Genomic DNA, 23,408 nt, shown 5'->3' with positions numbered 1-23,408 from the left:
GCCACCCGCGCCGCCGGCGGCCGGTCGGGCTCAGGACGGCGCCGTGGTCCTGGCCCTCGAGGACGTGGGCAAGAGCTTCGGCGCGGTCGCCGCGCTGCGCGGCGCACAGCTGGAGCTGCGCGCGGGGGAGGCCCACGCGCTCGTCGGCGAGAACGGTGCCGGCAAGTCGACGCTGGTGAAGATCCTCGCCGGCGTGCACGGCCCGGACACCGGCCGCGTGCTGCTCGACGGCCGGCCGGTGACCCTCGCCGACCCCGCCGCCGCGCGGGCCGCCGGGATCGCGGTCATCTACCAGGAGCCCACGCTGTTCCCCGACCTGTCGGTCGCGGAGAACATCTTCATGGGCCGCCAGCCGCTGCTGCCGGGCCGCCGCATCGACCGCCGCGAGCTCGGCCGCCGCTGCCGGGCGCTGTTCGACCGCCTCGGCGTCGCTCTCGACCCCGACCGCCCGGCGCGCGGCCTGTCGATCGCCGACCAGCAGATGGTCGAGATCGCCAAGGCGCTGTCGTTCGACGCGCGGGTGCTGGTCATGGACGAGCCGACCGCCGCGCTGTCCGGCGTCGAGGTGGAGCGGCTGTTCGCCGTCGCCCGGTCGCTGCGCGACTCCGGCGCCGCGGTGCTGTTCATCTCCCACCGGTTCGACGAGGTGTTCGACCTCTGCGACCGGATCACCGTCATGCGCGACGGGCAGTGGGTCTCCACCGACCTCGCCCGCGACCTCACCGTCGACCAGGTGGTCCGCCGGATGGTCGGCCGCGAGGTCTCCTCGCTGTTCCCGAAGGTCGACGTCGAGCCGGGTGACGTCGTGCTCGAGGTGCGCGGCCTGACCACCCGCGGCGTGTTCTCCGACGTCTCCTTCGACGTGCGGGCCGGGGAGATCGTCGCCCTGGCCGGCCTGGTCGGCGCCGGCCGGAGCGAGATCGTGCGCGCGGTCTTCGGCGTGGACACCTACGACGCCGGCTCGGTCCGGGTCTCCGGCAAGGCGCTGAGGAAGGGCGACCCGGCCGCGGCGATGGCCGCCGGCATCGCGCTGGTCCCCGAGGACCGCCGCCAGCAGGGCCTGGTCATGGAGCTCTCGGTGGAGAAGAACGCCACCCTCACCCGCCGCTGGAAGCTGGCGAGGGCCGGCCTGCTCAGCTCCCGCGCCGAGCGCGCGCAGGCCGCCGAGTGGTCGAGGAAGCTGCAGGTCAAGGCCGGGAGGCTCAGCGACCCGGTGTCCACGCTGTCGGGCGGCAACCAGCAGAAGGTCGTCCTGGCCAAGTGGCTGTCGACCGAGCCGCGCGTGCTGATCGTCGACGAGCCCACCCGCGGCATCGACGTCGGCACCAAGGCCGAGGTGCACCGGCTGCTGTCGGAGCTGGCCACCGAGGGGCTGGCCGTGGTCATGGTGTCCAGCGAACTGCCGGAGGTGCTCGGCATGGCCGACCGCGTCCTCGTCGTCTCCGAGGGTCGCCTCGTCGACGACATCCCCCGCGCCCGCGCCGACGAGGACAGCGTGATGCTGGCCGCCACCGGCCAGGGCTCCTCGGCCGCGGGGGCCGCCCGGTGAGCGCGCCCCTGACGAAGACGCCCGCGGAGCTGCCGGAGGAGCTGGCCGCGCCCGAGCGCACCGGCCGCCGCGGGTCGGCGCTGGTCCACCGGCTGTTCGTGGTCCGCGAGCTCGGCATCCTCGCCGCGCTCGTGCTGCTCGTCGTCGTGACGGTCATCGCCAACCCGCGGTTCCTGTCGGGGCAGAACGTCCGCGACCTGCTGCTGTCCGCGGCGATCCTCACCGTCCTGGCCGCCGGCCAGACGATGGTGATCATCACGCGCAACGTCGACCTGTCGGTCGGCTCGGTGCTGGGCCTGTCGGCCTACGCCACCGGCACGCTGCTGGTGGTCGCCCCCGGCACGCCGGTGGTGGTCGCGATCCTCGCCGGTATGGCCGTCGGCGCGGTGTGCGGCCTGCTCAACGGCCTGATCGTGGCGGCCGCCGGGGTGCCCTCCCTGGTCGTCACCCTCGGCACGCTCTACGCCTTCCGCGGGCTGGACTCGCTGTGGGCGTCGAGCGCCGACCGGTTGCAGATCAACGCCGCCGACCTGCCCGCCGGGTTCAAGTCCCTGGGCGGCGCCCGGGTGCTCGGCATCCCGGTGCTGTTCCTCATCGCCGTCGCCGTCGTCCTGGTCGTCGGCTACTACCTGCGGACCTTCCGCAGCGGCCGCGAGCTGTACGGCATCGGCTCGGCGCCCGAGGCCGCGCGGCTGTCGGGCATCCCGGTCGGCCGGCGGGTCCTCACCGCGTTCGTCGTCAACGGGGCGCTCGCCGGGCTCGCCGGCGTCCTCTACGCCGCGCGGTTCCAGACGCTGGACACCACCGCCGGCAGCGGCCAGGAGCTGTTCGTCGTCGCGGCCTGCGTCGTCGGCGGGGTCGCCATCTTCGGCGGCAGCGGCTCGGTCTACGGCGCCGCGCTCGGCGCGCTGCTGCTCACCACGATCGGCACCGCGCTCCCGCAGCTGGGCCTGGACCCGTTCTGGCGGGACGCCGCCGTCGGCGCGCTGATCCTCGCCGCCATCGCTCTGGACCGGGCGCTGCAGCTGCGCCTGGCCGCCCGCCTCCGGGGGAGGAACGCCCGCCGTGACCGTTGAGACCGCCCCCGCCCCGGCCGCGCCGGCCCGCCGCGGGCTGACCCTGCCCAGCGGCAGCGTCATCACCACGTTCCTCGTGCTGTTCCTGGTCATCGCCTCGGTGGCGGTCGAGGGCTTCGCCAGCACCCGCAACGCCGGCTTCCTGCTGCTCGACGTCGTCGTCATCGCGCTCATCGCGCTGCCGCTGACGCTGGTCGTGGTCACCGGCGAGATCGACCTGTCGGTGGCCAGCGTCGTCGGCCTGTCCAGCGCGGTCATGGGCCAGCTGTGGGTGGCCGGGCTGCCGCTGGAGGCGATCATCCCGCTGGTGCTCGTGCTGGGCGCGGTGCTCGGCGCGGTCAACGGGTTCCTCGTGACCCGGCTGGGGCTGCCCTCGCTGGCGGTCACCATCGGCACGCTGGCGCTCTACCGCGGGCTCGCGTTCGTCGTCCTGGGCGACCAGGCGGTGGCCGACTTCCCGCGCGCCTGGACGACGTGGGCGATCAGCTCGATCGGCTCGACCGGCATCCCCACCGTCGTCCTCCCGCTGCTGGTGCTCGTCGCGATCACCGCGGTCGTCCTGCACGCCACCCCTGTCGGCCGCTCGCTGTACGCGATGGGCAACAGCGAGGACGCCGCCCGGTTCAGCGGCATCGACGTCGCCCGCACCAAGCTGTGGCTGTTCGTCGCCACCGGCGTGGTCAGCGCGCTCGGCGGCGTCTACTGGACCCTCCGCTACGGCAGCGCCCGCGCCGACAACGCCACCGGCCTGGAGCTGCAGGTCATCGCGGCGATCCTGCTGGGCGGCGTGTCGATCTTCGGCGGCAGCGGCGGCCTGCTCGGCGTCATGGCCGGCGCCCTGCTGCTGGCCTCGGTCCGCAACGCGCTGCAGCTGGTCAACGTGCCCTCGGACGTCCTCAACATCGTCACCGGCGTCCTGCTGATCACCGCCGTCGTCGCGCCGCAGGTCGCCGCCCGGGTCAAGGGCCGGCGACGACGCCCGGCCGCGACCTGACTCCCCCTGATCCGCACCGCCGCACCACCAGACCCCACCCACCCGAAGAGAGGGACCCGATGTCGCTGTTCCTGACCAGCCGCCGCCTGCGCGGTGGCCTGACCGGCGTGGCGGTGGCCGCCGTCGTGCTCACCACCGCCGCCTGCGGCGGGACCACCCGCGGCGAGGACGAGGGGAGCAGCGGCGGCAACGACGCCGCCGGCGCCTCGGCCAACCCGGACGCCGAGATCCCCGCCGACCTCGCGATCGCCTTCCTGCCCAAGCAGCTGAACAACCCCTACTTCGACGTCGCGGCCACCGGCTCCGAGCGCGCCGTCGGCGAGGTCGAGGGCGAGTTCAGCCAGGTCGGCCCGTCCGAGGCCAGCGCCTCCTCACAGGTCAGCTACATCAACACGCTGACCCAGCAGGGCGCCGACGTCATCCTCACCTCGGCCAACGACCCGAACGCCATCTGCAGCGCCCTGGACCAGGCCCGCAGCGGCGGCGCCAGCGTCGTCACCTTCGACTCGGACACCGACCCCGAGTGCCGCGACCTGTTCATCAACCAGGCCACGGCCGAGGGCATCGCGCAGACGCAGATCGACCTCATGGCCGAGCAGATCGGCGGCGCCGGCCAGGTCGCGATCCTGTCGGCGACGGCGAACGCCACGAACCAGAACACCTGGATCGAGCTCATGACCGAGTACGCCGCGCAGGAGTACCCGGACATGGAGATCGTGACGACGGTCTACGGCGACGACGAGGACGAGAAGTCCTTCCAGGAGACCCAGGGTCTGCTGCAGACCTACCCGGACCTCAAGGGAATTATCTCGCCGACCACCGTGGGCATCTCCGCGGCGGCGCGCTACCTGTCGGGCTCGGAGTACAAGGGCCGGGTCGCGCTGACCGGCCTGGGCACCCCGAACCAGATGCGCGAGTTCGTGCAGGACGGCACGGTGACCGCCTTCGCGCTGTGGAACCCGGAGGACCTGGGCTACCTGGCCGCCTACGCCGGCGCCGCGCTGGCCGCCGGCCAGATCACCGGCGAGGAGGGCGAGACCTTCGAGGCCGGTGACCTCGGCGAGTACGAGGTCGGCGCCGACGGGGTCGTCGTGCTCGGCGAGCCCACCGTGTTCAACGCCGACAACATCGACGACTTCGACTTCTGAGTCGTCGCGCCCGGTCCCGCCGCCGGCTCCCCGGCGGCGGGACCGGGACCCCCGCAAGGAGACCCTCGTGCCCCGCGCCTGCTTCACCCTCCAGGTCCGCCCGGACCGGCTCGCCGAGTACCGCGAGCGGCACGCCGCCGTCTGGCCGGAGATGCTGCACGCCCTGCGCGACGCCGGCTGGGGCGCCTACCAGCTCTACCTGCGCGAGGACGGCCTGCTCGTCGGGATCGTGGAGACCGACGACCTCACCGCCGCGCAGGCCGCCGTGGACGCCACCGAGGTGAGCGCCCGGTGGGAGGCCGAGATGGCCCCCTTCTTCGCCACCGGCGACGGCCGCGGCAAGGCCTCGCTCGACCTCGTCTTCGACCTCGACGCCCAGCTCGCGGAGCTCCCGTCGACCGCTCCCGCCCCGAACGGAGACCCCTCGTGACCGACCCCGGCACCCCCGATCGCAGAGCCCGCGCCCTCGCCGCGCTGGCCGAGCAGACCATCGAGCTGCCCTCCTGGGCGTTCGGCAACTCCGGCACCCGGTTCAAGGTCTTCGGCCAGCCGGGCGTCGCCCGCGACCCGTTCGAGAAGATCGAGGACGCCGCCCAGGTGCACCGCTGGACCGGCGCCGCGCCGCGGGTGTCGCTGCACGTCCCGTGGGACCTCGTCGACGACTTCTCCAAGCTCGCCGCGCACGCCGCCGACCTCGGCGTCTCGATCGGCGCGATCAACTCCAACCTGTTCCAGGACGACGACTACCGGCTCGGGTCGCTCACCCACCCGGACAAGGCGGTGCGGGACAAGGCGATCGCGCACCACGCGCAGTGCGTCGACGTCATGCGCGCCACCGGCTCGACCGACCTGAAGCTGTGGCTGCCCGACGGCACCAACTACGCCGGCCAGGACGACCTGCGCGGCCGGCAGGACCGGCTCGCCGACTCCCTGCAGCAGATCTACGCGCTGCTCGACCCGGGTCACCGGCTGCTGCTCGAGTACAAGTTCTACGAGCCGTACTTCTACGCGATGGACGTCCCCGACTGGGGCACCTCGCTGCTGCACTGCCTGGCCCTCGGCGACCGGGCGACCGTCGTGCTCGACACCGGCCACCACGCGCCGGGCACCAACATCGAGTTCATCGTCATGCAGCTGCTGCGGGTGGGCCGGCTCGGCGCCTTCGACTTCAACTCCCGCTACTACGGCGACGACGACCTGATCGTCGGCTCCGCCGACCCGTTCCAGCTGTTCCGGATCATGAACGAGATCGTGGCCGCCGACGCGCTCTCGGGCGCCGGCGTGAACTTCATGCTCGACCAGTGCCACAACATCGAGCCGAAGATCCCCGGCCAGATCCGCTCGGTGATGAACGTGCAGGAGGCCACGGCGAAGGCGCTGCTGGTCGACCGCGAGGCGCTGGCCGCCGCGCAGTCCTCCGGTGACGTGCTCGCCGCGCACGGCGCGCTGAACGACGCCTTCTCCACCGACGTCCGCCCGCTGCTCGCCGAACTCCGCGAGTCGAAGGGCCTCGACGCCGACCCCTACGCCGCCTACGCCCGCTCCGGCCACCAGGAGCGCATCGCCCGCGAGCGCATCGGCGGCACCCAGGCCTCCTGGGGCGCCTGATCCAGGACCTCCCGCCCCTCACCTCCCCGGCAGAAATGGCCATTTCTGCCATCCCCGGAAGGAAGCACCGCCGTGACCAACCCCGTCGTCCGTGAGCTGCTCGAGCGCAGCAACCGGCTGGGCGCCGACCCGCGCAACACCAACTACGCCGGCGGCAACACCTCCGCCAAGGGCACCGAGACCGACCCGGTGACCGGGCAGCCGGTCGAGCTGCTGTGGGTCAAGGGCTCCGGCGGCGACCTCGGCACGCTCAAGGAGTCGGGCCTGGCCGTGCTCCGGCTGGACCGGCTGCGCTCGCTGGTCGACGTCTACCCGGGCGTCGAGCGCGAGGACGAGATGGTCGCCGCGTTCGACTTCTGCCTGCACGGCCGCGGCGGTGCCGCCCCCTCCATCGACACCGCCATGCACGGCCTGGTCGACGCCGCGCACGTCGACCACCTGCACCCCGACTCCGGCATCGCCCTGGCCACCGCGGCCGACGGCGAGGCGCTGACCCGCGAGTGCTTCGGCGACCGCGTCGTCTGGGTGCCGTGGCGCCGTCCCGGCTTCCAGCTCGGCCTGGACATCGCCGCGATCAAGGAGAAGAACCCGCAGGCGATCGGCTGCATCCTGGGCGGCCACGGCATCACCGCGTGGGGCGCCACCGCCGCGGAGGCCGAGGCCAACTCGCTGGACGTCATCCGGACCGCCGAGCGGTTCCTCGCCGAGCGCGGGAAGGCCGAGCCCTTCGGCGCCGTCGTCCCCGGCTTCGAGCCGCTGCCGCAGGACGAGCGCCGGGCGAGGGCGGCCGCGCTGGCGCCGGTGATCCGCGGGCTCGCGAGCACCGACCGGCCGCAGGTCGGCCACTTCACCGACTCCGACGTCGTGCTGGAGTTCCTGTCCCGGGAGAAGCTGCAGCCCCTCGCCGCGCTGGGCACCTCCTGCCCCGACCACTTCCTGCGCACCAAGGTGCGGCCGATGGCCGTCGACCTGCCGGCCACCGCGCCGGTGGAGGACGTCGTCGCGCGCCTGGAGGAACTGCACGAGGAGTACCGCGCCGAGTACGCGGCCTACTACCAGCGGCACGCGACGCCGGACTCGCCGGCGATGCGCGGCGCCGACCCGGCGATCGTGCTGGTGCCCGGCGTCGGCATGTTCAGCTTCGGCGCCGACAAGCAGACCGCCCGCGTGGCCGGCGAGTTCTACGTCAACGCCATCAACGTCATGCGCGGCGCCGAGTCGGTCTCCACCTACGCGCCGATCGACGAGAGCGAGAAGTTCCGCATCGAGTACTGGGCGCTGGAGGAGGCCAAACTCCAGCGGATGCCGAAGCCCAAGCCGCTGGCCACCCGGGTCGCGCTGGTCACCGGCGCCGCGAGCGGCATCGGCAGGGCGATCGCCGTGCGGCTGGCCGCCGAGGGCGCCTGCGTCGTCGTCGCGGACCTCGACCTGCAGAAGGCCACCGACGCCGCGGCCGGGATCGGCGGCCCCGACGTCGCGATCGGCGTGGCCGCCGACGTGTCCGACGCCGGGGCCGTGGCCGCCGCGTTCCGCGAGGCGGTGCTCGCCTTCGGCGGCGTGGACCTGGTGGTCAACAACGCCGGCCTGTCGATCTCCAAGCCGCTGCTGGAGACCACCGAGCGCGACTGGGACCTGCAGCACGACGTCATGGCCAAGGGCAGCTTCCTCGTCTCCCGCGAGGCGGCCCGGATCATGATCGAGCAGGGGATGGGCGGCGACGTCGTCTACATCTCCTCGAAGAACGCCGTGTTCGCCGGCCCGAGCAACATCGCCTACTCCTCGACCAAGGCCGACCAGGCCCACCAGGTCCGGCTGCTGGCCGCCGAGCTCGGCGAGCACCAGATCCGGGTCAACGGCATCAACCCCGACGGCGTCGTCCGCGGGTCGGGCATCTTCGCCGGCGGCTGGGGCGCCCAGCGCGCCGCGGTCTACGGCGTGCCGGAGGAGGAGCTCGGGCAGTTCTACGCCCAGCGCACGCTGCTCAAGCGCGAGGTGCTGCCCGAGCACGTCGCCGACGCCGTCTTCGCCCTCACCGGCGGGGAGCTCACCCGCACCACCGGCCTGCACGTCCCGGTCGACTCGGGCGTCGCCGCCGCCTTCCTGCGATGACCTCCCGCGAGCTGTCCCTCGCGGCCGTCGACCTGGGCGCCTCCAGCGGCCGGGTCATGGCCGCGAGGGTCGGCCCGGGGCGGCTGGACCTCACCGAGCTGCACCGGTTCCCCAACCGGCCGGTGCGCACGGCGGGCACGCTGCACTGGGACGTCCTCGGCCTGTACGCCGGCGTGCTCGACGGGCTGCGCGCGGCCGGCCGCGAGGCCGACGGTCTGGACGGCATCGGCATCGACAGCTGGGCGGTCGACGTCGGCCTGCTCGACGCCGACGGCGCGCTGCTGGGCAACCCGGTGCACTACCGGGACACCCGGCACGAGACCGCGGTGCCGGCGGTGCACGCCGTCGTCCCGCCCGACGGGCTGTACCGGGTCAACGGCCTGCAGCACCTGCCGTTCAACACGGTGTTCCAGCTCGCCGCGATGCGCGGGACGGCGCGGTTCGCCGCCGCCCGGCAGGCGCTGCTCGTCCCGGACCTGCTCGCGTACTGGCTGACCGGGGCGCGGGTCGCGGAGGTCACCAACGCCTCCACGACCGGGCTGCTCGACGCGACGACGCGGCAGTGGGCGACCGGCCTGCTCGACCGGCTGGAGCTGCCGCGGGACCTGCTCGCGGACCTCGTCCAGCCCGGCGACGAGATCGGCCGGCTCACCGCCGACGTGCGCGCCGAGACCGGCCTCGGCGAGGTGCCGGTGCTCGCCGTCGGGTCGCACGACACCGCGTCCGCGGTGGCCGGGGTCCCGGCGCGCGGCGACCGGTTCGCCTACGTCTCCTGCGGCACGTGGTCGCTGGTCGGGGTGGAGCTGGAGGAGCCGGTGCTCACCGAGGCCGGCCGGGCGGCGGGCTTCACCAACGAGCTCGGCGTCGACGGCACCGTGCGGTACCTGCACAACGTCATGGGGCTGTGGCTGCTGCAGGAGTCGCTGCGCACCTGGGCCGCGGCCGGGCTGCCGGCCGACCTGCCCGAGCTGCTCGCCGCGGCCGCGCGGGTGCCGGCGTTCACGGCGGTGGTCGACGTCGACGACCCGCGGTTCCTCCCCCCAGGTGACGTGCCGGCGCGCATCGCGCAGGCGTGCACCGAGACGGGGCAGACGCCGCCGCAGAGCCAGGCCGAGACGGTGCGCTGCGTCGTCGACAGCCTCGCCCTGGCCTACCGGCGCACGGTCCGGGCGGCGGTCGGGCTGTCCGGCCGCGACGTCGACGTCGTCCACCTGGTCGGCGGGGGAGCGCGCAACGCGCTGCTGTGCCAGCTCACCGCCGACGCCTGCCAGCGGCCGGTGCTCGCCGGCCCGGTGGAGGCCGCGGCGCTGGGCAACGCGCTGGTGCAGGCCCGCGCGCTCGGTGCCTTCGAGGGCGGGCTGGGCGAGATGCGCCGGCTGCTGCGCACCACGCAGGCGTTGGTGGAGTACCGGCCGTCGGGGTCGGACGCCGGGTGGGCGGCCGCCGAGGCGCGCCTCACCCGCTGACCGCGGCGGCGGCCCTTGCCCGCGTCCCGGCCGGGCGCGGACCATCGGCCGCACGTGCCCGACGGCGTGGAGGAGGGGCCGTGACCCAGCCGGCTGAGCGTTCCGACGGCGACTACGGCTACGACATGGCCCACGAGGCCGCTGCCGGGGCGGCGCGCGCGCCGGCGCCCCCGGTGGGCGCGGAGCCGGCCGACCGGACCGGGCACGACGACCCCGGCGGCGACTACGGCTACGACGAGGTGCACAGCTCCTGAGGTCCGTCGCGGACGCTCGTGCTCTGCCCCCACCGGCGGGGCAGAGCACGAGCGTCCGCGGGTCACCTGACCGGGTGGCACCGGACGCCGGCGTGTCCCGCGAGTGAGTCGCGCTCCCGCGCGGGTAGTGGGGGCCAATGCGCCTGCCCGACCCCGCGGACCTGTTCGACCTCCCCCGGACCCTCGTCGAGTCGGTCCGCACGCTCGGCGCCGCCCTGCCGCGCGCGGAGAACCTGCTGCCGATGGCCGACGACGTGCTCCGGAGCACCCGGGCCCTGCTCGACGGCGTCGGCCCCGCGGTGGCGCGGGCCGCGGCCGCGGCGCCCGACGTGGTCGACACGGCCACCGGCGTCGTGCAGCGGCTCTCCGGCGTCCTGACCCCCGAGCGGACCGCCGCGGTGGCCGCGCTGACCGACCGGCTGGTCGCCGTCCTCACCCCCGACCGGATCGCGGGGATGTCCCGCGTGGCCGACTCGGTCCGGGCGCGGGCCGACGTCGTGCCGCGGGCCCTCGATGCGCTCGACGGGCTGCTCTCCTCCGGCCGGCTGCAGCGGCTGGGCGCCGGGATCGACCGCCTCGCCGCCCCGGACCGGGTCGACCGGCTCGACGCGCTGCTCGAGCTCGTCACCGGCGACCGGGTCGCCAAGGCGCTGGACCTGGCCAACGACGAGCGGATCGGGCGGCTGCTGGACCTGGCGGCCGACGAGCGGATCGGCCGGCTGCTGGACCTCCCCGCCGACGAGCGCTTCGGCCGGCTGCTCGCCCGGCTCGACCTGCTGCTCGCCGACGACCGCCTGCCGCACGTCGTCGACCGCGCCGGCGAGGTCCTCGACGACGTGCGGGTGGAGCGGGTGGCGGCCGGTCTGGACCGGGTGCTGGCCGAGGAGAACCTCGACCAGGCCGGCGAGCTGCTCGGCAACGGGCGCGGCGCGGCCGCGGTCCGGGCGCTGCTGCGCGTCGGCCGGGCGCTCACCGGCCAGGGGCCGCAGGCGGTCGCCACGCTGCTCGAGCGGCTGCCCGACCTGCTCACCGAGGAGCGCGTGGAGTCCCTCGGGGCGCTGGCCGACCGTGCGCCGGAGGACATCGACACCGCGCTCGACGTCCTCGAGGACCTCTACGCCGTCATGGCCGGCCCGGCGGACGAGTACGAGGACGAGGCGGGCGAGCACGAGACGGGCGAGGAGGAGGAGGAGGACGACGACGGGCAGCAGGACGACGAGCCGGCGCAGGACGACCAGCAGGGCGACGACGAGGACGAGGACCAGCAGGACGAGGACGACGAGGACGAGGAGGAAGCGGCCGGCTGAGGCGGCTCAGCCGCCGGCGCGCTCCCGCCACTGCCGCACCCAGGCGCGGCCGTAGTCGTTGCCGTGCGGGGTGCGCAGCACCGTGTGCACGTGGAACGGCTGCGGGGTGGCGTGGTCGAGGAAGACACCGCAGTGGTGGTCGAGCTCGGCGACGACCACCGGCGACTGCACCCGGTAGTAGAAGACGTCGCCGGGCCCGTGCCCGCCGATCCAGCTGAACCAGGTCTCGTCCAGGTGCGCCTCGACCTCGCGCAGCCGCGCGGCCCGGGGGCCGGCGGGCAGCAGCGCGACGAAGGTGGCGACGACGTCGAGCACCCGCTGCCGGGCGTCCCCGGGCAGATCGGCGACCCGGACCCCCTCGACCGGGATGACCCGGTTGTCCTGGAACGCGCCGGCCAGGTGCCGCTCGTCGCCGGGGTGCACCCGGCCGGGCGGCATCGCCGGGTCGACCATCCGCTCGTAGACGGTGGCGGCGGCCCGCTGCTCGCCGGTCAGCACGGCCATGACGGCGAGCCCGGCGGCGATCCGGTCGGCGAACAGGCCGGAGACGCCGGCGTGCGGGCCGTCGTCGATCTCGTCGGGCTCGGCGCCCACGAACACCGGCGAGACCACCATCCGGCCCTCGACCACGAGCACGTTCACCGCGCAGTGGTGGCCGTAGAGCTGCCAGCCCCACGGCGCGCGCGGGTCCGGGGTGCCGTAGAGGGCGAGGTTGTAGCTCCACTCGCCGAGCAGCGCGGGCAGGTCGACGACGTCGCCGAGGAAGCCGTTGACCAGCATCGCCGCGTGCACCAGGTTGGCGCCCTCCGGGGACAGCGACGCGCGGACCAGCGCCAGCGCCGCCGCGCGCACCTCCGGCGGCTGGAACTCCAGCCGCAGGCCGGTGTCGAACTGCAGGAACTCGGGGTTGGCCCAGGTCTGCCACTCCGGCGCGTCGACGGCGTACGACACCCGCGCGCGGTCGTCGTCGGACAGCAGGCCCAGCAGCGCCTCCGCGGCCTCGACCATCGCCGCGACCGGCGCCTCCTCGCCGGGACGCGCGGGCTCCCAGTGGTGCACCTCCGGCCGCAGCGTGCCGTCCTCGGTCACCCCGCGGAACGGCGCCAGGTACAGCGGCGTCCACCCCTCGACCAGCCCGCCGGTGAACGTGCCGGGCGTCCGCGCGACCTCGCCGTAGGCGTACGGGTCCAGCCCGCGCACCCCGGCCAGCCGCGGGTGGTCGTGCGGGAACAGGTAGCGGCGGAACTCACCGGCCACGGCGGGCCTCGCTCGCCACGATGCGGTTGGTCAGCACGCCCAGCCGCTCGACCTCGACCTCGACGACGTCGCCGGGCTGCATGAGCCACGGGGGCGTGCGGGCGTAGCCGACCCCGGAGGGGGTGCCGGTGGCCAGCAGGTCCCCGGGGCGGAGGGTGAACGTGCGGCTGATCAGGGCGAGCGTGTCGCCGACGGGATAGACCATCTCGTCGGTGCGGCCGTCCTGGACGGTCTCGCCGTTGACCCGGGTCCGCACGCGCAGCCCGTCGCGCAGGTCGCCGACCTCGGCGGCGGGGACGATCGGCCCCAGCGGCCCGGAGCGGTCGCCGTTCTTGCCGAGGATCCACTGGCTGGTGAGCTTCTGCGCCCGCCGCGAGGTGACGTCGTTGAACGTCGAGTAGCCGACGACGGCGGCCAGCGCCTCGTCCGGGCCCGCGTCGACCAGCGTCGCCCCGACGTAGGCGACGACCTCGCCCTCCCAGTCGAGGCCGTCCTCGTCGGCTGGCACCGGGATCTCCGCCCCGTCGACGGTCAGCGACTGCGTCCAGCGGGCGAACAGCGTCGGGTGCGGCGGCACGCCCTCGCCGGCGAACGAGCCCTCGGCGACGTGCTTGAGGTAGTTCAGCCCGATGCAGACCACCCGGGCGCCGGGCGGCACCGGCGGCACCACCTCGACGTCGGCGACCGGGACCGGGGCCCCGGCCGGCTCGGCGGCCAGGAACCGGGCCGCGTCGGCCCAGAACTCCTCCAGCGGCGCCAGCACGGTCACCGTCGCGCCGTCGTCGGCCAGCGCGGCCACCTCGACCGGCCCGCCGTCCCGGCGGATCCCCACGACGCGCATCACGCGACCCCGTTCCGGCGGGCGACCTCGCCGAGCCAGGCGAGACTCGGCTTGGGCGTGCGGGCGAAGGTCCGCCGGTCGACGGCGACGAGGCCGAAGGTCGGGCGGTAGCCGAGCATCCACTCGAAGTTGTCCAGCAGCGACCAATGCACGTAGCCGCGCACGTCCGCACCGCCGACGACCGCTGCCGCGAGGGACGTGAGCGCGTCGCGGGTGAAGGCGATGCGGTCGGCGTCGTCGGCGGTGGCGATGCCGTTCTCGGTGACCACCAGCGGCGTGCCGGGCAGCACCTCGGCGGCCCGCGCGACGGCGGCGCCGAGGGCCTGCGGCCGGCGCTCCATGCCGTGCGCGAGCGTCTGCAGCTCCGGTGCGGGCGCCACCAGGCCGTCGGCGTCGAAGCGGGCGCAGGTGTAGACCTGCAGGCCGACGAAGTCGTCGCCGCGGGCGGCCTCGAGGAACTGGTCCTCGAAGGCGGCGCGCTCGGCGCGCATCCGCTCCTCCCCGCCGGGCTCGGCGAGGTGCTCGCGGCCGACCAGCGTCATGCCCGCGCGGGCGACGTTGCCGCAGAGCACGTCCATCGAGCGGGCGTGCAGGCCGAGCAGCGCCTCGGCGACCTCCTGGTCGGGGCGGGGCAGCCCTCTGATCGGCTCGCCGCGCCTCGCCATCGCGCCCATCACCGGCTGGGCGGCCATCAGGTTGGGCTCGTTGACCGTGCACACGTACTCGGCATCGGCCAGCACCGGCAGCACGGTCTCCGTGTAGCGGGCGATCCGGTCGCCGGCCTTCGGGCCGGTCCAGCCGCCGTCGTGGGACAGCCAGCGGGGCTGGGTGAAGTGCACGAGCGTGACCACCGGCGCCAGCCCGCGGTCGCGGCAGCCGTCGACGATCCGCCGGTAGTGGTCGAGCGCGGCGCGGGAGACCTCGCCCTCCTCGGGCTCGATCCGGCTCCACTCCAGGCTGAACCGGTAGGCGTTCAGGCCGGCGCCGGCGACGAGGTCGAGGTCCTCGGGCCAGCGGTGGAAGGAGTCGCAGGCGTCGCCGCTGGGCTCGGCGAACGGGGAGTGCTCGGCGTGCTCCATCTCCCAGTGGTCGTTGTTCACGTTGCCGCCCTCGACCTGGTGGGCGGCGGTGGCGGCGCCCCAGAGGAAACCCTCCGGGAACGGGGCGGCGGTCATCGGGTGCATCTCCTCGGATCCGGGGTCAGCGGAGGGCGGGGACGGCCGCGCCGAGGACGCGGGCGAGCAGGGCGTCGGCGTCGGGCACCGCGTCCCCGCGCCAGGCCACGTGCTGGTCGGGGCGGACGAGGACGAGGTCGGCGCCGAGCAGGTCGCGCAGCCCCGGCACGCCGGACAGGTAGGCGACGGTCAGCGGCACCCCGCGGGCGGTCGCGGCGACGGCCAGCGGCCCGGCGTCGGCGGCCGGGTCCAGCCGCAGCACGGTGAAGCCGTCGCCGAGGCGGTCGAACAGCGAGTCGCCGTCGCCGAGCCAGGCGTGCGGCAGCCGGGCGCCGGGGTGCGCCGAGGGGGTGAAGGCGGCCAGCGCCGGCGCGGGCACCGCCCTCCCGTCCGGGACGACGACCGGGGAGTCCGGGTAGTCGTAGCCGAGCACCAGCCCGAGGCTGTGGAACTCCGGGTCCTTCACCTGCAGCGCCTCGGCCAGCGCCGCGCGGAGCTCGACGCCGGTGGGACCGTCGTCGTCGAGGTCGCGGCCGCTGAACGCGGGGGCGAGGAACGCCTCCTGGCTGCCGGCGGCGTCTATGGTTCGCCGCGCGACCGGGCGCCGCTCGGGCTCGTAGCTGTCGAGCAGCGCGGCCGGCGCCCAGCCCTGCAGCACGGCGGCGAGCTTCCAGCCGACGTTCACGGCGTCGCCGACGCAGGTGTTGAACCCGTGCCCGCCCCACGGCGGGTTGAGGTGCGCGGCGTCGCCGACGAGGAACACCCGCTCGCCGCGGTAGCGGTCGGCCAGCAGCATCCGGGCCTGCCACGGGTCGGTGGCCAGCACCTCGACGTCGATGTCCTCGTCGTCGGGGGTCCGGCCGACGAGTGCGCGGACCAGCGCGGCCGGGTCGGCGTCCTCGGCCAGCGTGTCGACCCCTTGCACGATGGCCCACCAGGTGCCGTCGAGGTCGAGCCGGCCCATGAGGCCGCCGCGCTCGGTGCCGATCACCCAGTGGTGGACGCCGAGCGCGCACAGCGGCCGCTCCTCCAGCGTCCGGGAGCGGAAGGTGACGCTGAGGTTGGGCAGCGCGCCCGAGGAGCCCTCGTAGCGGGCGCCGATCGCGCGGCGCGAGATGCCGCCGCTGCCGTCGCAGCCGAGCAGGTACTCGGCGACGACGTCGGTGCGCGTCCCGTCCGGGCCCTCGACGGTGGCGCGGACCTCGTCCGGCCCGTCGGCGATCGCGGTGACCCGCCCGCCGACCAGCAGGGTGACGGCCGGCAGCGCCGCGGCCGCCTCGCGCAGCAGGAGCTCGACCGCCGACTGGGGCGCCTGCTGACCGGCCTCGGCGGCGACCTGCCGGGGCTCGGTCCACAACCCGAACGCCTCGGGGAAGCGGGTGATCTCGTGCCCGAACAGCCCGGTGCAGAAGACGACGTCCTGCGCCCAGGACACCGGGAGCGGGGCGGCGGCGCGCAGCCGGCCGGCCAGCCCCCAGCGGCGCAGGTGCTCCATCGTGCGGACGCTGGTGGTCTTGGCGCGCGGGCGCAGCGGGTCCAGTTCGGTGCGCGGCTCGACGACGAGCACCTCGACGCCGCGCCGGCCCAGCTCGATCGCGGCGGCCAGCCCGCTGGGGCCGCCGCCGGCGACGAGGACCGGGACCCGGGACGGGACGTGCGCTTCGGTCACGGGGGACTCCTGTCGGACTGCGGTGCCGCTCTCGGTCGCCTTTCGCGCGCGAAAGGCGGGGGAGGAGCGGAGATCGGGGGCCGGTGGGCTTGGGGGCCGCGCCCGGACACGTCGAGGATGGGTGGCCGCGGTCACTCTGCCGAGGGTCGATTCCATTGACCGGCAAGCGGTCCCGGACGGTTCCGGATCAGGTGGCGAGCAGCCGGGCGCGCAGGAAGGCGGTCGTGCGGGCGAGCGCGTCCGCGGCCGCGTCCGGGGCGCCCAGCCACATGTGATCGGCGCCGTCGTGGGTGTGCAGCTCGACGTCGGCCCCGACGTCCCGCAGGCCCTCCGCCAGCCGCTCGCTCTGCACGCACGGCACGAACCGGTCGCCGGTGCCGTGCAGGAGCAGGAACGGCGGCGCGTCCGCCCGGACGTGGGTGACCGGGCTCGCCTGACGCGCGGCGTCGGGGACGCTCGCCGGCGGGGCGCCGAGCAGCTGGGCCTCCCGGGTGGTGGCGTCGGCGGGGTCGGCGCCGGCGTCCCCCGCGAAGCCGGCGAGGTCGGCCGGCGCGTACCAGGCGGCGACCGCGACGACGGCGCTCGACGGGCCGGTCACGCCGACGTCGCCCTCCAGGGCCGGGTCGGTGACCAGGCCGAGCAGCTCGGCGAGGTGCCCGCCGGCGGACTCGCCCCACGCGGCCACCCGGTCCGGGTCGACGCCGAGCTCGTCCGCCCGGGCCCGCAGCCACCGGACGGCGGCCTTCGCGTCGGACAGCTGCGCCGGCCAGCGCGCCTCGCCGGAGAGCCGGTAGTCGGCGCTGGCCACGGCGATCCCGGCGGCCGCGACCCGCTCGAACAGCGTGCGACCGGGGAAGGCGGGGCCGCCGGAGTGCCGGCTGCCCAGCCGCCAGCCCCCGCCGTGCAGGAACAGAGCGACCGGGTGCGGGCCGTCGCCGGGCGGCAGGTACAGGTCGAGCTCCAGCGGCCGGACGCCGGGGAGCGCCGCGTACGCGACCCCGGACAGGACCCGGGTGCCGTCCGGGCCCGGCGCGGGCGCGGGCAGGGGAGCGGCGTGCGCCGGCGGGGGCAGCGGCAGGGCGGGCGTGGGCACGGGGCCTCCTCGGAACGGACGCCGGGCGCGACCCCTGGACAGGGACCGCGCCCGGCCGGGGAGTGCGGGGCTCAGGCCTGCTCGGGCCACTCGACGTCGCGCAGGAACTGCATGTCGTGCCGCTGCGCGGCCGCCTGCATGCGCGGGAAGTCCGGGACGAACGGCGGCTGGTCCTTGGTCGGGTGGTCGGTCGGCGTGCCCATGTGCTGGAAGAACCGCTCGAAGCCACCGGAGAGGGTGCCCATCATCCGGGCGTCCTCGACGATCTGGTACGCGTGCGCGAACCCGGCCGGCACGAAGCCGAAGTCGCCGGGGGTGAGCAGCTGCGACTGCTTGCCGCCCTCGGCGTCCTCGAAGAACAGCCGCACCTTCCCGTCGAGCACGAAGAACGTCTCGTGGGTGGCGTTGTGCGAGTGCGTGGGGATGACGTCGCCGGCGGGGGAGTCGCTGACGATGATCCCGAACTGGCCCTCGGTCTCGTCGCCGGACAGCAGCACGCTGAACAGGTCGCCGAAGAGCATCGCGTGCTCGCCCTCGCCGCGGCGCAGCACGTAGGGGACCGGCTTGCCGGGAAGCAGCCCCTTCCAGTGCGGGCCCTTCTCCGGGTCGATCAGGTACTCGAAGCTCATCTGCACTCCCGGGTCGGGTCGGCGGTGACCGACCGAGCATCCGTGACCCGGGTCACCCGACCAACGCCCGTGCCATTGAGCGGCACACCTCGGCCATCAGGTCCAGTGCCCGGTCGACCGGCTCGACGTCGGCCGCGGGCACGTTCAGGAAGCCGTGCAGCATCCCGGGGACGAGCACCTGCCGGACGTCGACGCCGGCCACGGCCAGGGCGGCCGCGAACGCCTCGGCGGAGGCGCGCAGGTCGTCGTACTCGGAGTTCAGCAGCAGCACGGGGCAGAGCCCGTCGAGGACGGCGTTCGCCGGCATCGCGTACCCGTCGGCCCGGCTCTCCGGCCCGCCGAGGTAGTTCCGGGTGATCGACGCGCGGTCCTCCGGCAGGAAGCGCAGCAGCCGGGGGACCTCGGCCATGAGCGCCGCGAGCGCGGCCGACGGCGCGGGGACGACCGCGTGCAGGGTCGTGTAGGCGAGGACCAGCGCCGCGGGGACCCAGCCGTCGTCGTCGCGCAGCCGCAGCACGGCCCCGGTGGCCAGGTTGCCGCCGGCGCTCGCGCCGCCGACGGAGATGCGCACGGGGTCGACGCCCAGGACCGCGGCGGAGTCGCGCACCCAGCGGACGGCGGCGACGACGTCGTCGTGCGGCACGGGGTAGGTGACCCCGCCGACGCAGAGCCGGTAGTCGACGCTCACCACGACCGCGCCGGCCCGCTCGCAGACCTGCCGGGCGGTCCAGTCGGCCTCGGGCATGTCGAGGTCACCCATCCGGAACGCGCCGCCGTGCAGCCACACGAGGCAGGGCCGGTCGGTGCCGCCGCCGTCGGGCTCGTACACCCGGACCGGGACGTCGCCGTGCGGACCGGGCGCGACCGCCGGCCGGGTGGCGACGGCGGGCGGCGGGGGCGCGCCCTCGATCGACATGAACGCGTCGAGGCGGGCGCGCTGCTGCGGGTCGGCGAGCCCCCGCTCGAAGGACTCGATGCCCTCCAGCAGGTGCAGGTTCGCGGCGATGGCGGGGTGGATCGGCACGGGTCCTCCGGGGCTCGACGGTGGTCCGCGACACCTTCGTCAGCGCGGTGCCGGTCCGGCCATCCCCGTGCCATTGGCCGGCAGGCCGACTCGTCGCGGGATCCCTGTCAACGACTGCCGGGAACCTGTGGACGAGCCGCTGACCTGCGGATTCGGGTCAGGGGTGGGTACCCGCTCCGCTAGACTTCGATCATGTGTTCGAGTGAGCTGGGAAGCGACGACGTCCTCGACGACGTCGCCGCGCTGGTCGCCGAGCGCAACCGGATCGACGCCCGGTTGGCCCGCGCGGTCCGTGATGCGGAGAACCAGCAGGCGCCCGAGCGGGACGGGCAGAGGTCGATGGCCTCCTGGCTGCGCGGGCACTGCCGGCTGTCGACCGCGGAGGCCTCCCGGCTGGTGCGCAACGGCCGGGCGCTGGAGCGCCTGCCGGCACTGGCCGAGGCACACGCCGCCGGTCTGGTGTCGGCCGAGCAGGTGGCGGTGGCCGCCCGCGCCGTGACCCCCGAGCGGCTGGCCTCGGCTCTCGAGCAAGGCGTGGACCTGGCCGTCATCGACGCGGTCCTCACCGGTGTGGCGATCGAGCGAGAGCACGCCGACCTCGTCCAGCTGGTGCAGCACTACTGCACCGACCTCGATCCCGACGGGCCCGAGCCGGACCCCACCGAGGGCCGGTCGCTGACGCTGGTCAAGCACGCCGACGGGTCGCTGAGCATCCGCGGCCACCTCGACGTCGTGGGTGGGGAGCGGCTGCAGACCGCCCTGGAGGCGCACGTGCAGGCCGACCGCCCGGCCGGCGACGACCGCACCCGCGCCCAGCGGCTGGGGGATGCGCTGGTGCAGGTGGCCGACAACGTGCTGGCCGCCGGAACGCTGCCTCAGCTGCGCGGGCACAAGCCGCAGATCGCCGTGGTGGTCGACCTGGACGATCTGGTGGACCCGGCCGGGAGCCCCGACGCCGGGCGGATGGGGTTCGGCGCGACCATCTCCGCCGCGCGGGCGCGCTGGCTGGCCTGCGACGGGGCGGTGTCCCGGGTGGTGTTCGGCCCCGACGGCGCCCCGCTGGACCTGGGCCGGGAGCAGCGGCTGATGAGCCGGCACATCCGCAAGGCGGCCGAGCTGCGGGACGGCGGCTGCGTGTTCGCCGGGTGCGGGGCGCCGACGTGGTGGTGCGACGTCCACCATCTGATCCACTGGATCGACGGCGGCGACACCAGCCTCGACAACTCCGCCCTGCTCTGCGAACGCCACCACACGAAGGTCCACCACGGCTTCCGCGTCGAACGACAACCCACCGGCCGATGGCGCACCTACCGACCGGACGGATCGGAGATCACCACCCCGGCGCCCCTGCTCGCTCCCGCCGCCTGAGCGCTCCTGCACGCCCACGCCCGCGGGGGCAGCCTCAGCGGCCGGGGCCGAGGGGACGGCGGGCGCCGAGGCCCCGGGAGACGGCGCGCGCGGCGGTGCGGACCGCGGGGCCGAGCACGCGGGCGTCGGCGCCCTCCTGCGGCACGACGACGGAGACCGCGGCGGCCAGCCGGTCGGTGGCGTCGAAGACCGGGGCGGCCACCGAGACGATCGGCCGGGGGACGCGGCGGCGGAAGTGGGCGAGGCCCTCGCGGCGGACCTCGGCCAGCGTCCGGCGGAGCGCCGCCTCCGACACCGGCGTGCGCTCGGGCTCGTGCACCAGCGGCCGGGCCAGGTACTCCTCCTGCACGTCGGGGTCGGCGTAGGCGAGCAGCACCAGGCCGACGCCGGTGGAGTGCAGTGGCAGCCGCCCGCCCACCTGGTACAGCACCGGGATCGCCGCGTGCGCCGAGAGCCGCTCGAGCAGCACGGCGTCCCCGCCCTCCCGGACGGCGAGCAGCACGTGCTGGCGGGTGACCTCCTCGAGGTCGCCGAGGAAGGGCATCGCCACCTGGCGCAGGCCGCGGGCGCGGGGCGCGAGCGAGGCGACCTCCCACAGCCGCAGCCCCACGGTGAACCGGCCCTCGGCGTCGCGCTCGAGCGCGCCCCACGCGACCAGCCGGCCGGCCAGCCGGAGCGTCGAGCTGGTCGGGATGCCGCTGCGGCGGGCCAGCTCGCCCAGCGTCAGCGACGGACGCGTGGCGTCGAAGGCGGCGAGCAGGGCGAGGGCGCGGTCGACCACCGGGTCGCCCTGGGGCGGCCGCTTGCCGCGGATCCGCGTCTCGGGGCCGGGTCCGTCGGCCGCGGGTCCGTCGGCCGCAGGGGCGTCCACCGGGTCGTCGTCCACCGGGTCGTCCATCGGGTCGTCGTTCACCGGGAGGACGTCCGCCCGTTGCCGATGAGGCCCGCACCACACTCGTTTTCCATTGACCGGCATTGTGCCTGACGCCACACCGCAGTCGTCCTCATCGTCTTGGGCAGTCGGGCGGAGCAGCCCGCACGGCCGCCGGTCGGCCGTCCAGACCCCTCGCGTCCGTCGGGGATGAGGAGCCAGGACACCATGAATCGATTCACCCTCCGGTCCCGCGCCGCGGGCACGCGGCCCACGACCGTCCGCCTCGGCGCGGCGACGCTCGCCCTCGCCACGGCCGCCACGCTGGCCGCCTGCGGCGGCAACGGCGGCGGTGGCGGGGCCGCCAGCGCCAGCGAGGAGGGCACGCTGACCTTCGCCTACGACGCCGACGCCGCCCCCACCGGGTACGACCCGCTGCGGTACTCGCAGGGCCAGTTCACCTTCTTCAGCGCGCTGTACGACACGCTGTTCATCACCACCTCGGACGGCACGGTGGAGCCGAGCCTGGTCACCGAGTTCTCGAACAACGCGGAGAACACGCAGACCACGCTGACCCTGCGCGAGGGCGTGACCTTCACCGACGGCTCGACCCTCGACGCCGAGCTGGTCAAGGCCAACCTCGACCGGCGCACCGACCCCGACCTCGAGGCCTACGGCGCGCTGGCCCCCGGGCAGGCGTCCGAGATCACCGACGTGACGGTGCAGGACCCGCGGACGGTGGTCATCACCTGGGCGCAGCCCCAGGCCGCGCCGGAGAACAACCTGGTCGACACCGCCGGCGTCATCGTCGGCCGTGACGGCGTCGCCGACCCGGCCACCCTGGAGACGGCGCCGAACGGCTCGGGCGCCTACACGCTGAACACCGGCGAGACCACGCGGGCGAGCACGTACACCCTCGACAAGAACGACGAGGCGTGGGCCGCCGACGAGTGGGCCTACGACACCATCGTCTTCGACGTCATCACCGACCCGCAGGCCCTGGCCAACGCGGTCGTCTCGGGTCAGGCCGACGTCGCCACGGTCCTGGACCCGACGACGATCGACCTGGTCGAGGAGCGGCAGAGCACGGTCAGCGTCGGCGGCACCATCGTCGGCTTCCCGGTGACCGACAAGACCGGCGCGACCAACCCCGCCTTCGCCAGCGAGCAGGTGCGGCTGGCCATGACCTACGCCACCGACCGCCAGGCGCTGGTCGACGACCTGCACGACGGCTCCCGGCCCACCTCCCAGCTCTTCCCGGAGGAGGCCCCGGGCTTCGACCCGGCCCTGGACGAGGAGTTCGCCTACGACCCCGACCGTGCCCGGCAGCTGCTGGCCGAGGCCGGCTTCGCCGACGGCGTCGACGTCAACCTGACCTACCTCGGCCAGCCCGACGAGGACGCGGTGGCCATCCAGAGCCAGTGGGCCGAGGTCGGCATCCGGCTGAACTTCACCGCCGCGACCTCGACGGACCAGGTGTTCGCCGCGGTGCGCACGGACCCGGTCGTCTTCGGGCCCTTCACGGTCGGCGCGAACCCCGCGGGCTTCGTGGCCGGCGTCCTCTACGGCGGCTTCATGAACATGCAGGGCGCCACGGAGCCGGAGATCGAGGCCCCGCTCGGTGCCGCCCTCGGCGCCACCGGCGACGCCCAGGCGCAGGCCCTGACCGACCTCAACCGGGCCATCACCGCCAACGGCTGGTTCATCCCGGTCTACGAGGACTTCGTCTACGCCGGCTACAACGCGGAGTCGGTCGCCGAGCCGTCCTTCGCCGGGACCAACGCCTACCTGGTCCTGTCGGACATCCAGCCGGCGAGCTGACCGCTCCCGCCCGGCCCGGGGGGGGGGGGGGCCCCCCCCCCCCCCCCAGCCGGGCGAGGACGTCGGCGTCGAGGGCCTGGCTGACCTCGCCGTCGGCCCAGCTGGCGGTGACCACGCCGAGGAAGGTGGTGCCCGCGAGCAGCGGGACG

General features: G+C 75.0%; 20 protein-coding genes. 12 read left to right on the top strand and 8 right to left on the bottom strand.

Features of this window, described 5'->3' with window-relative positions:
* The first annotated feature begins 43 nt into the window (after nucleotides 1-43).
* From ACI79L_RS16005 to ACI79L_RS15960, 10 genes are all read left to right on the top strand, one after another.
* Nucleotides 44-1,549 (top strand): sugar ABC transporter ATP-binding protein, encoded by a 1,506-nt coding sequence (locus tag ACI79L_RS16005; protein WP_456937742.1) that lies wholly within the window; start codon nucleotides 44-46, stop codon nucleotides 1,547-1,549.
* Nucleotides 1,546-2,625 (top strand): ABC transporter permease, encoded by a 1,080-nt coding sequence (locus tag ACI79L_RS16000; protein WP_456937741.1) that lies wholly within the window; start codon nucleotides 1,546-1,548, stop codon nucleotides 2,623-2,625. The genes ACI79L_RS16005 and ACI79L_RS16000 overlap by 4 nt, the downstream gene beginning before the upstream one ends.
* Complete coding sequence (locus ACI79L_RS15995) at nucleotides 2,615-3,619, top strand: ABC transporter permease (protein WP_456937740.1); 1,005 nt, start codon at nucleotides 2,615-2,617, stop codon at nucleotides 3,617-3,619. Before ACI79L_RS16000 ends, ACI79L_RS15995 begins: the two co-directional genes overlap by 11 nt.
* Nucleotides 3,620-3,678: 59 nt before the next feature.
* On the top strand, nucleotides 3,679-4,767 hold the full coding sequence (gene rhaS, locus ACI79L_RS15990; protein WP_456937739.1) for a rhamnose ABC transporter substrate-binding protein: 1,089 nt from the start codon (nucleotides 3,679-3,681) through the stop codon (nucleotides 4,765-4,767).
* Between the two features lie 67 nt (nucleotides 4,768-4,834).
* Entirely contained in the window at nucleotides 4,835-5,197 is a 363-nt protein-coding gene (locus ACI79L_RS15985; RefSeq protein WP_456937738.1) for an L-rhamnose mutarotase, read from the top strand.
* Nucleotides 5,194-6,375: an L-rhamnose isomerase gene (rhaI, locus tag ACI79L_RS15980; protein WP_456937737.1), complete on the top strand. Its 1,182-nt coding sequence runs from the start codon at nucleotides 5,194-5,196 to the stop codon at nucleotides 6,373-6,375. Before ACI79L_RS15985 ends, rhaI begins: the two co-directional genes overlap by 4 nt.
* A 72-nt stretch (nucleotides 6,376-6,447) precedes the next feature.
* Nucleotides 6,448-8,484: a bifunctional aldolase/short-chain dehydrogenase gene (locus tag ACI79L_RS15975; protein ID WP_456937736.1), complete on the top strand. Its 2,037-nt coding sequence runs from the start codon at nucleotides 6,448-6,450 to the stop codon at nucleotides 8,482-8,484.
* Nucleotides 8,481-9,950: a rhamnulokinase gene (locus ACI79L_RS15970; protein ID WP_456937735.1), complete on the top strand. Its 1,470-nt coding sequence runs from the start codon at nucleotides 8,481-8,483 to the stop codon at nucleotides 9,948-9,950. The genes ACI79L_RS15975 and ACI79L_RS15970 overlap by 4 nt, the downstream gene beginning before the upstream one ends.
* Before the next feature lie 80 nt (nucleotides 9,951-10,030).
* Nucleotides 10,031-10,204 carry a hypothetical protein gene (locus tag ACI79L_RS15965; protein ID WP_456937734.1) on the top strand — a complete coding sequence of 58 codons (174 nt, stop codon included), beginning with the start codon at nucleotides 10,031-10,033 and terminating at the stop codon, nucleotides 10,202-10,204.
* Between the two features lie 137 nt (nucleotides 10,205-10,341).
* Complete coding sequence (locus ACI79L_RS15960) at nucleotides 10,342-11,511, top strand: hypothetical protein (RefSeq protein ID WP_456937733.1); 1,170 nt, start codon at nucleotides 10,342-10,344, stop codon at nucleotides 11,509-11,511.
* Nucleotides 11,512-11,517: 6 nt separating this feature from the next.
* Here the strand turns inward: ACI79L_RS15960 and ACI79L_RS15955 are convergent, their stop codons facing one another.
* The 7 genes from ACI79L_RS15955 to ACI79L_RS15925 form a co-directional block, all read right to left on the bottom strand.
* Nucleotides 11,518-12,768 (bottom strand): DUF3500 domain-containing protein, encoded by a 1,251-nt coding sequence (locus ACI79L_RS15955; protein ID WP_456937732.1) that lies wholly within the window; start codon nucleotides 12,766-12,768, stop codon nucleotides 11,518-11,520.
* Nucleotides 12,758-13,609: a fumarylacetoacetate hydrolase family protein gene (locus ACI79L_RS15950; RefSeq protein ID WP_456937731.1), complete on the bottom strand. Its 852-nt coding sequence runs from the start codon at nucleotides 13,607-13,609 to the stop codon at nucleotides 12,758-12,760. Before ACI79L_RS15950 ends, ACI79L_RS15955 begins: the two co-directional genes overlap by 11 nt.
* Complete coding sequence (locus ACI79L_RS15945) at nucleotides 13,609-14,784, bottom strand: glycoside hydrolase family 1 protein (protein WP_456937730.1); 1,176 nt, start codon at nucleotides 14,782-14,784, stop codon at nucleotides 13,609-13,611. The genes ACI79L_RS15950 and ACI79L_RS15945 overlap by 1 nt, the downstream gene beginning before the upstream one ends.
* A 25-nt stretch (nucleotides 14,785-14,809) precedes the next feature.
* Entirely contained in the window at nucleotides 14,810-16,453 is a 1,644-nt protein-coding gene (locus tag ACI79L_RS15940) for an FAD-dependent monooxygenase (protein WP_456937729.1), read from the bottom strand.
* A 187-nt stretch (nucleotides 16,454-16,640) separates the two neighbouring features.
* Entirely contained in the window at nucleotides 16,641-17,546 is a 906-nt protein-coding gene (locus ACI79L_RS15935) for an alpha/beta hydrolase fold domain-containing protein (RefSeq protein WP_456937728.1), read from the bottom strand.
* A gap of 71 nt (nucleotides 17,547-17,617) precedes the next feature.
* Nucleotides 17,618-18,175 (bottom strand): quercetin 2,3-dioxygenase, encoded by a 558-nt coding sequence (locus tag ACI79L_RS15930; protein WP_456937727.1) that lies wholly within the window; start codon nucleotides 18,173-18,175, stop codon nucleotides 17,618-17,620.
* 52 nt (nucleotides 18,176-18,227) lie between these two features.
* Nucleotides 18,228-19,199, bottom strand: coding sequence for an alpha/beta hydrolase (locus tag ACI79L_RS15925; RefSeq protein ID WP_456937726.1), 972 nt, complete (start codon nucleotides 19,197-19,199; stop codon nucleotides 18,228-18,230).
* Between the two features lie 192 nt (nucleotides 19,200-19,391).
* Between ACI79L_RS15925 and ACI79L_RS15920 the strand changes: the two genes are divergently transcribed.
* A complete protein-coding gene (locus ACI79L_RS15920; protein ID WP_456937725.1) occupies nucleotides 19,392-20,567 on the top strand; it encodes a DUF222 domain-containing protein in 1,176 nt (391 codons plus the stop codon).
* A 34-nt stretch (nucleotides 20,568-20,601) separates the two neighbouring features.
* Here the strand turns inward: ACI79L_RS15920 and ACI79L_RS15915 are convergent, their stop codons facing one another.
* Nucleotides 20,602-21,480: an IclR family transcriptional regulator gene (locus ACI79L_RS15915; protein WP_456937724.1), complete on the bottom strand. Its 879-nt coding sequence runs from the start codon at nucleotides 21,478-21,480 to the stop codon at nucleotides 20,602-20,604.
* Nucleotides 21,481-21,666: 186 nt separating this feature from the next.
* Between ACI79L_RS15915 and ACI79L_RS15910 the strand changes: the two genes are divergently transcribed.
* Nucleotides 21,667-23,259, top strand: coding sequence for an ABC transporter substrate-binding protein (locus ACI79L_RS15910; protein WP_456937723.1), 1,593 nt, complete (start codon nucleotides 21,667-21,669; stop codon nucleotides 23,257-23,259).
* Nucleotides 23,260-23,408: the final 149 nt, after the last annotated feature.

The organism is Geodermatophilus sp. SYSU D00684, from assembly GCF_054050455.1.
This window is presented reverse-complemented; position numbering and strand designations above follow the sequence as displayed.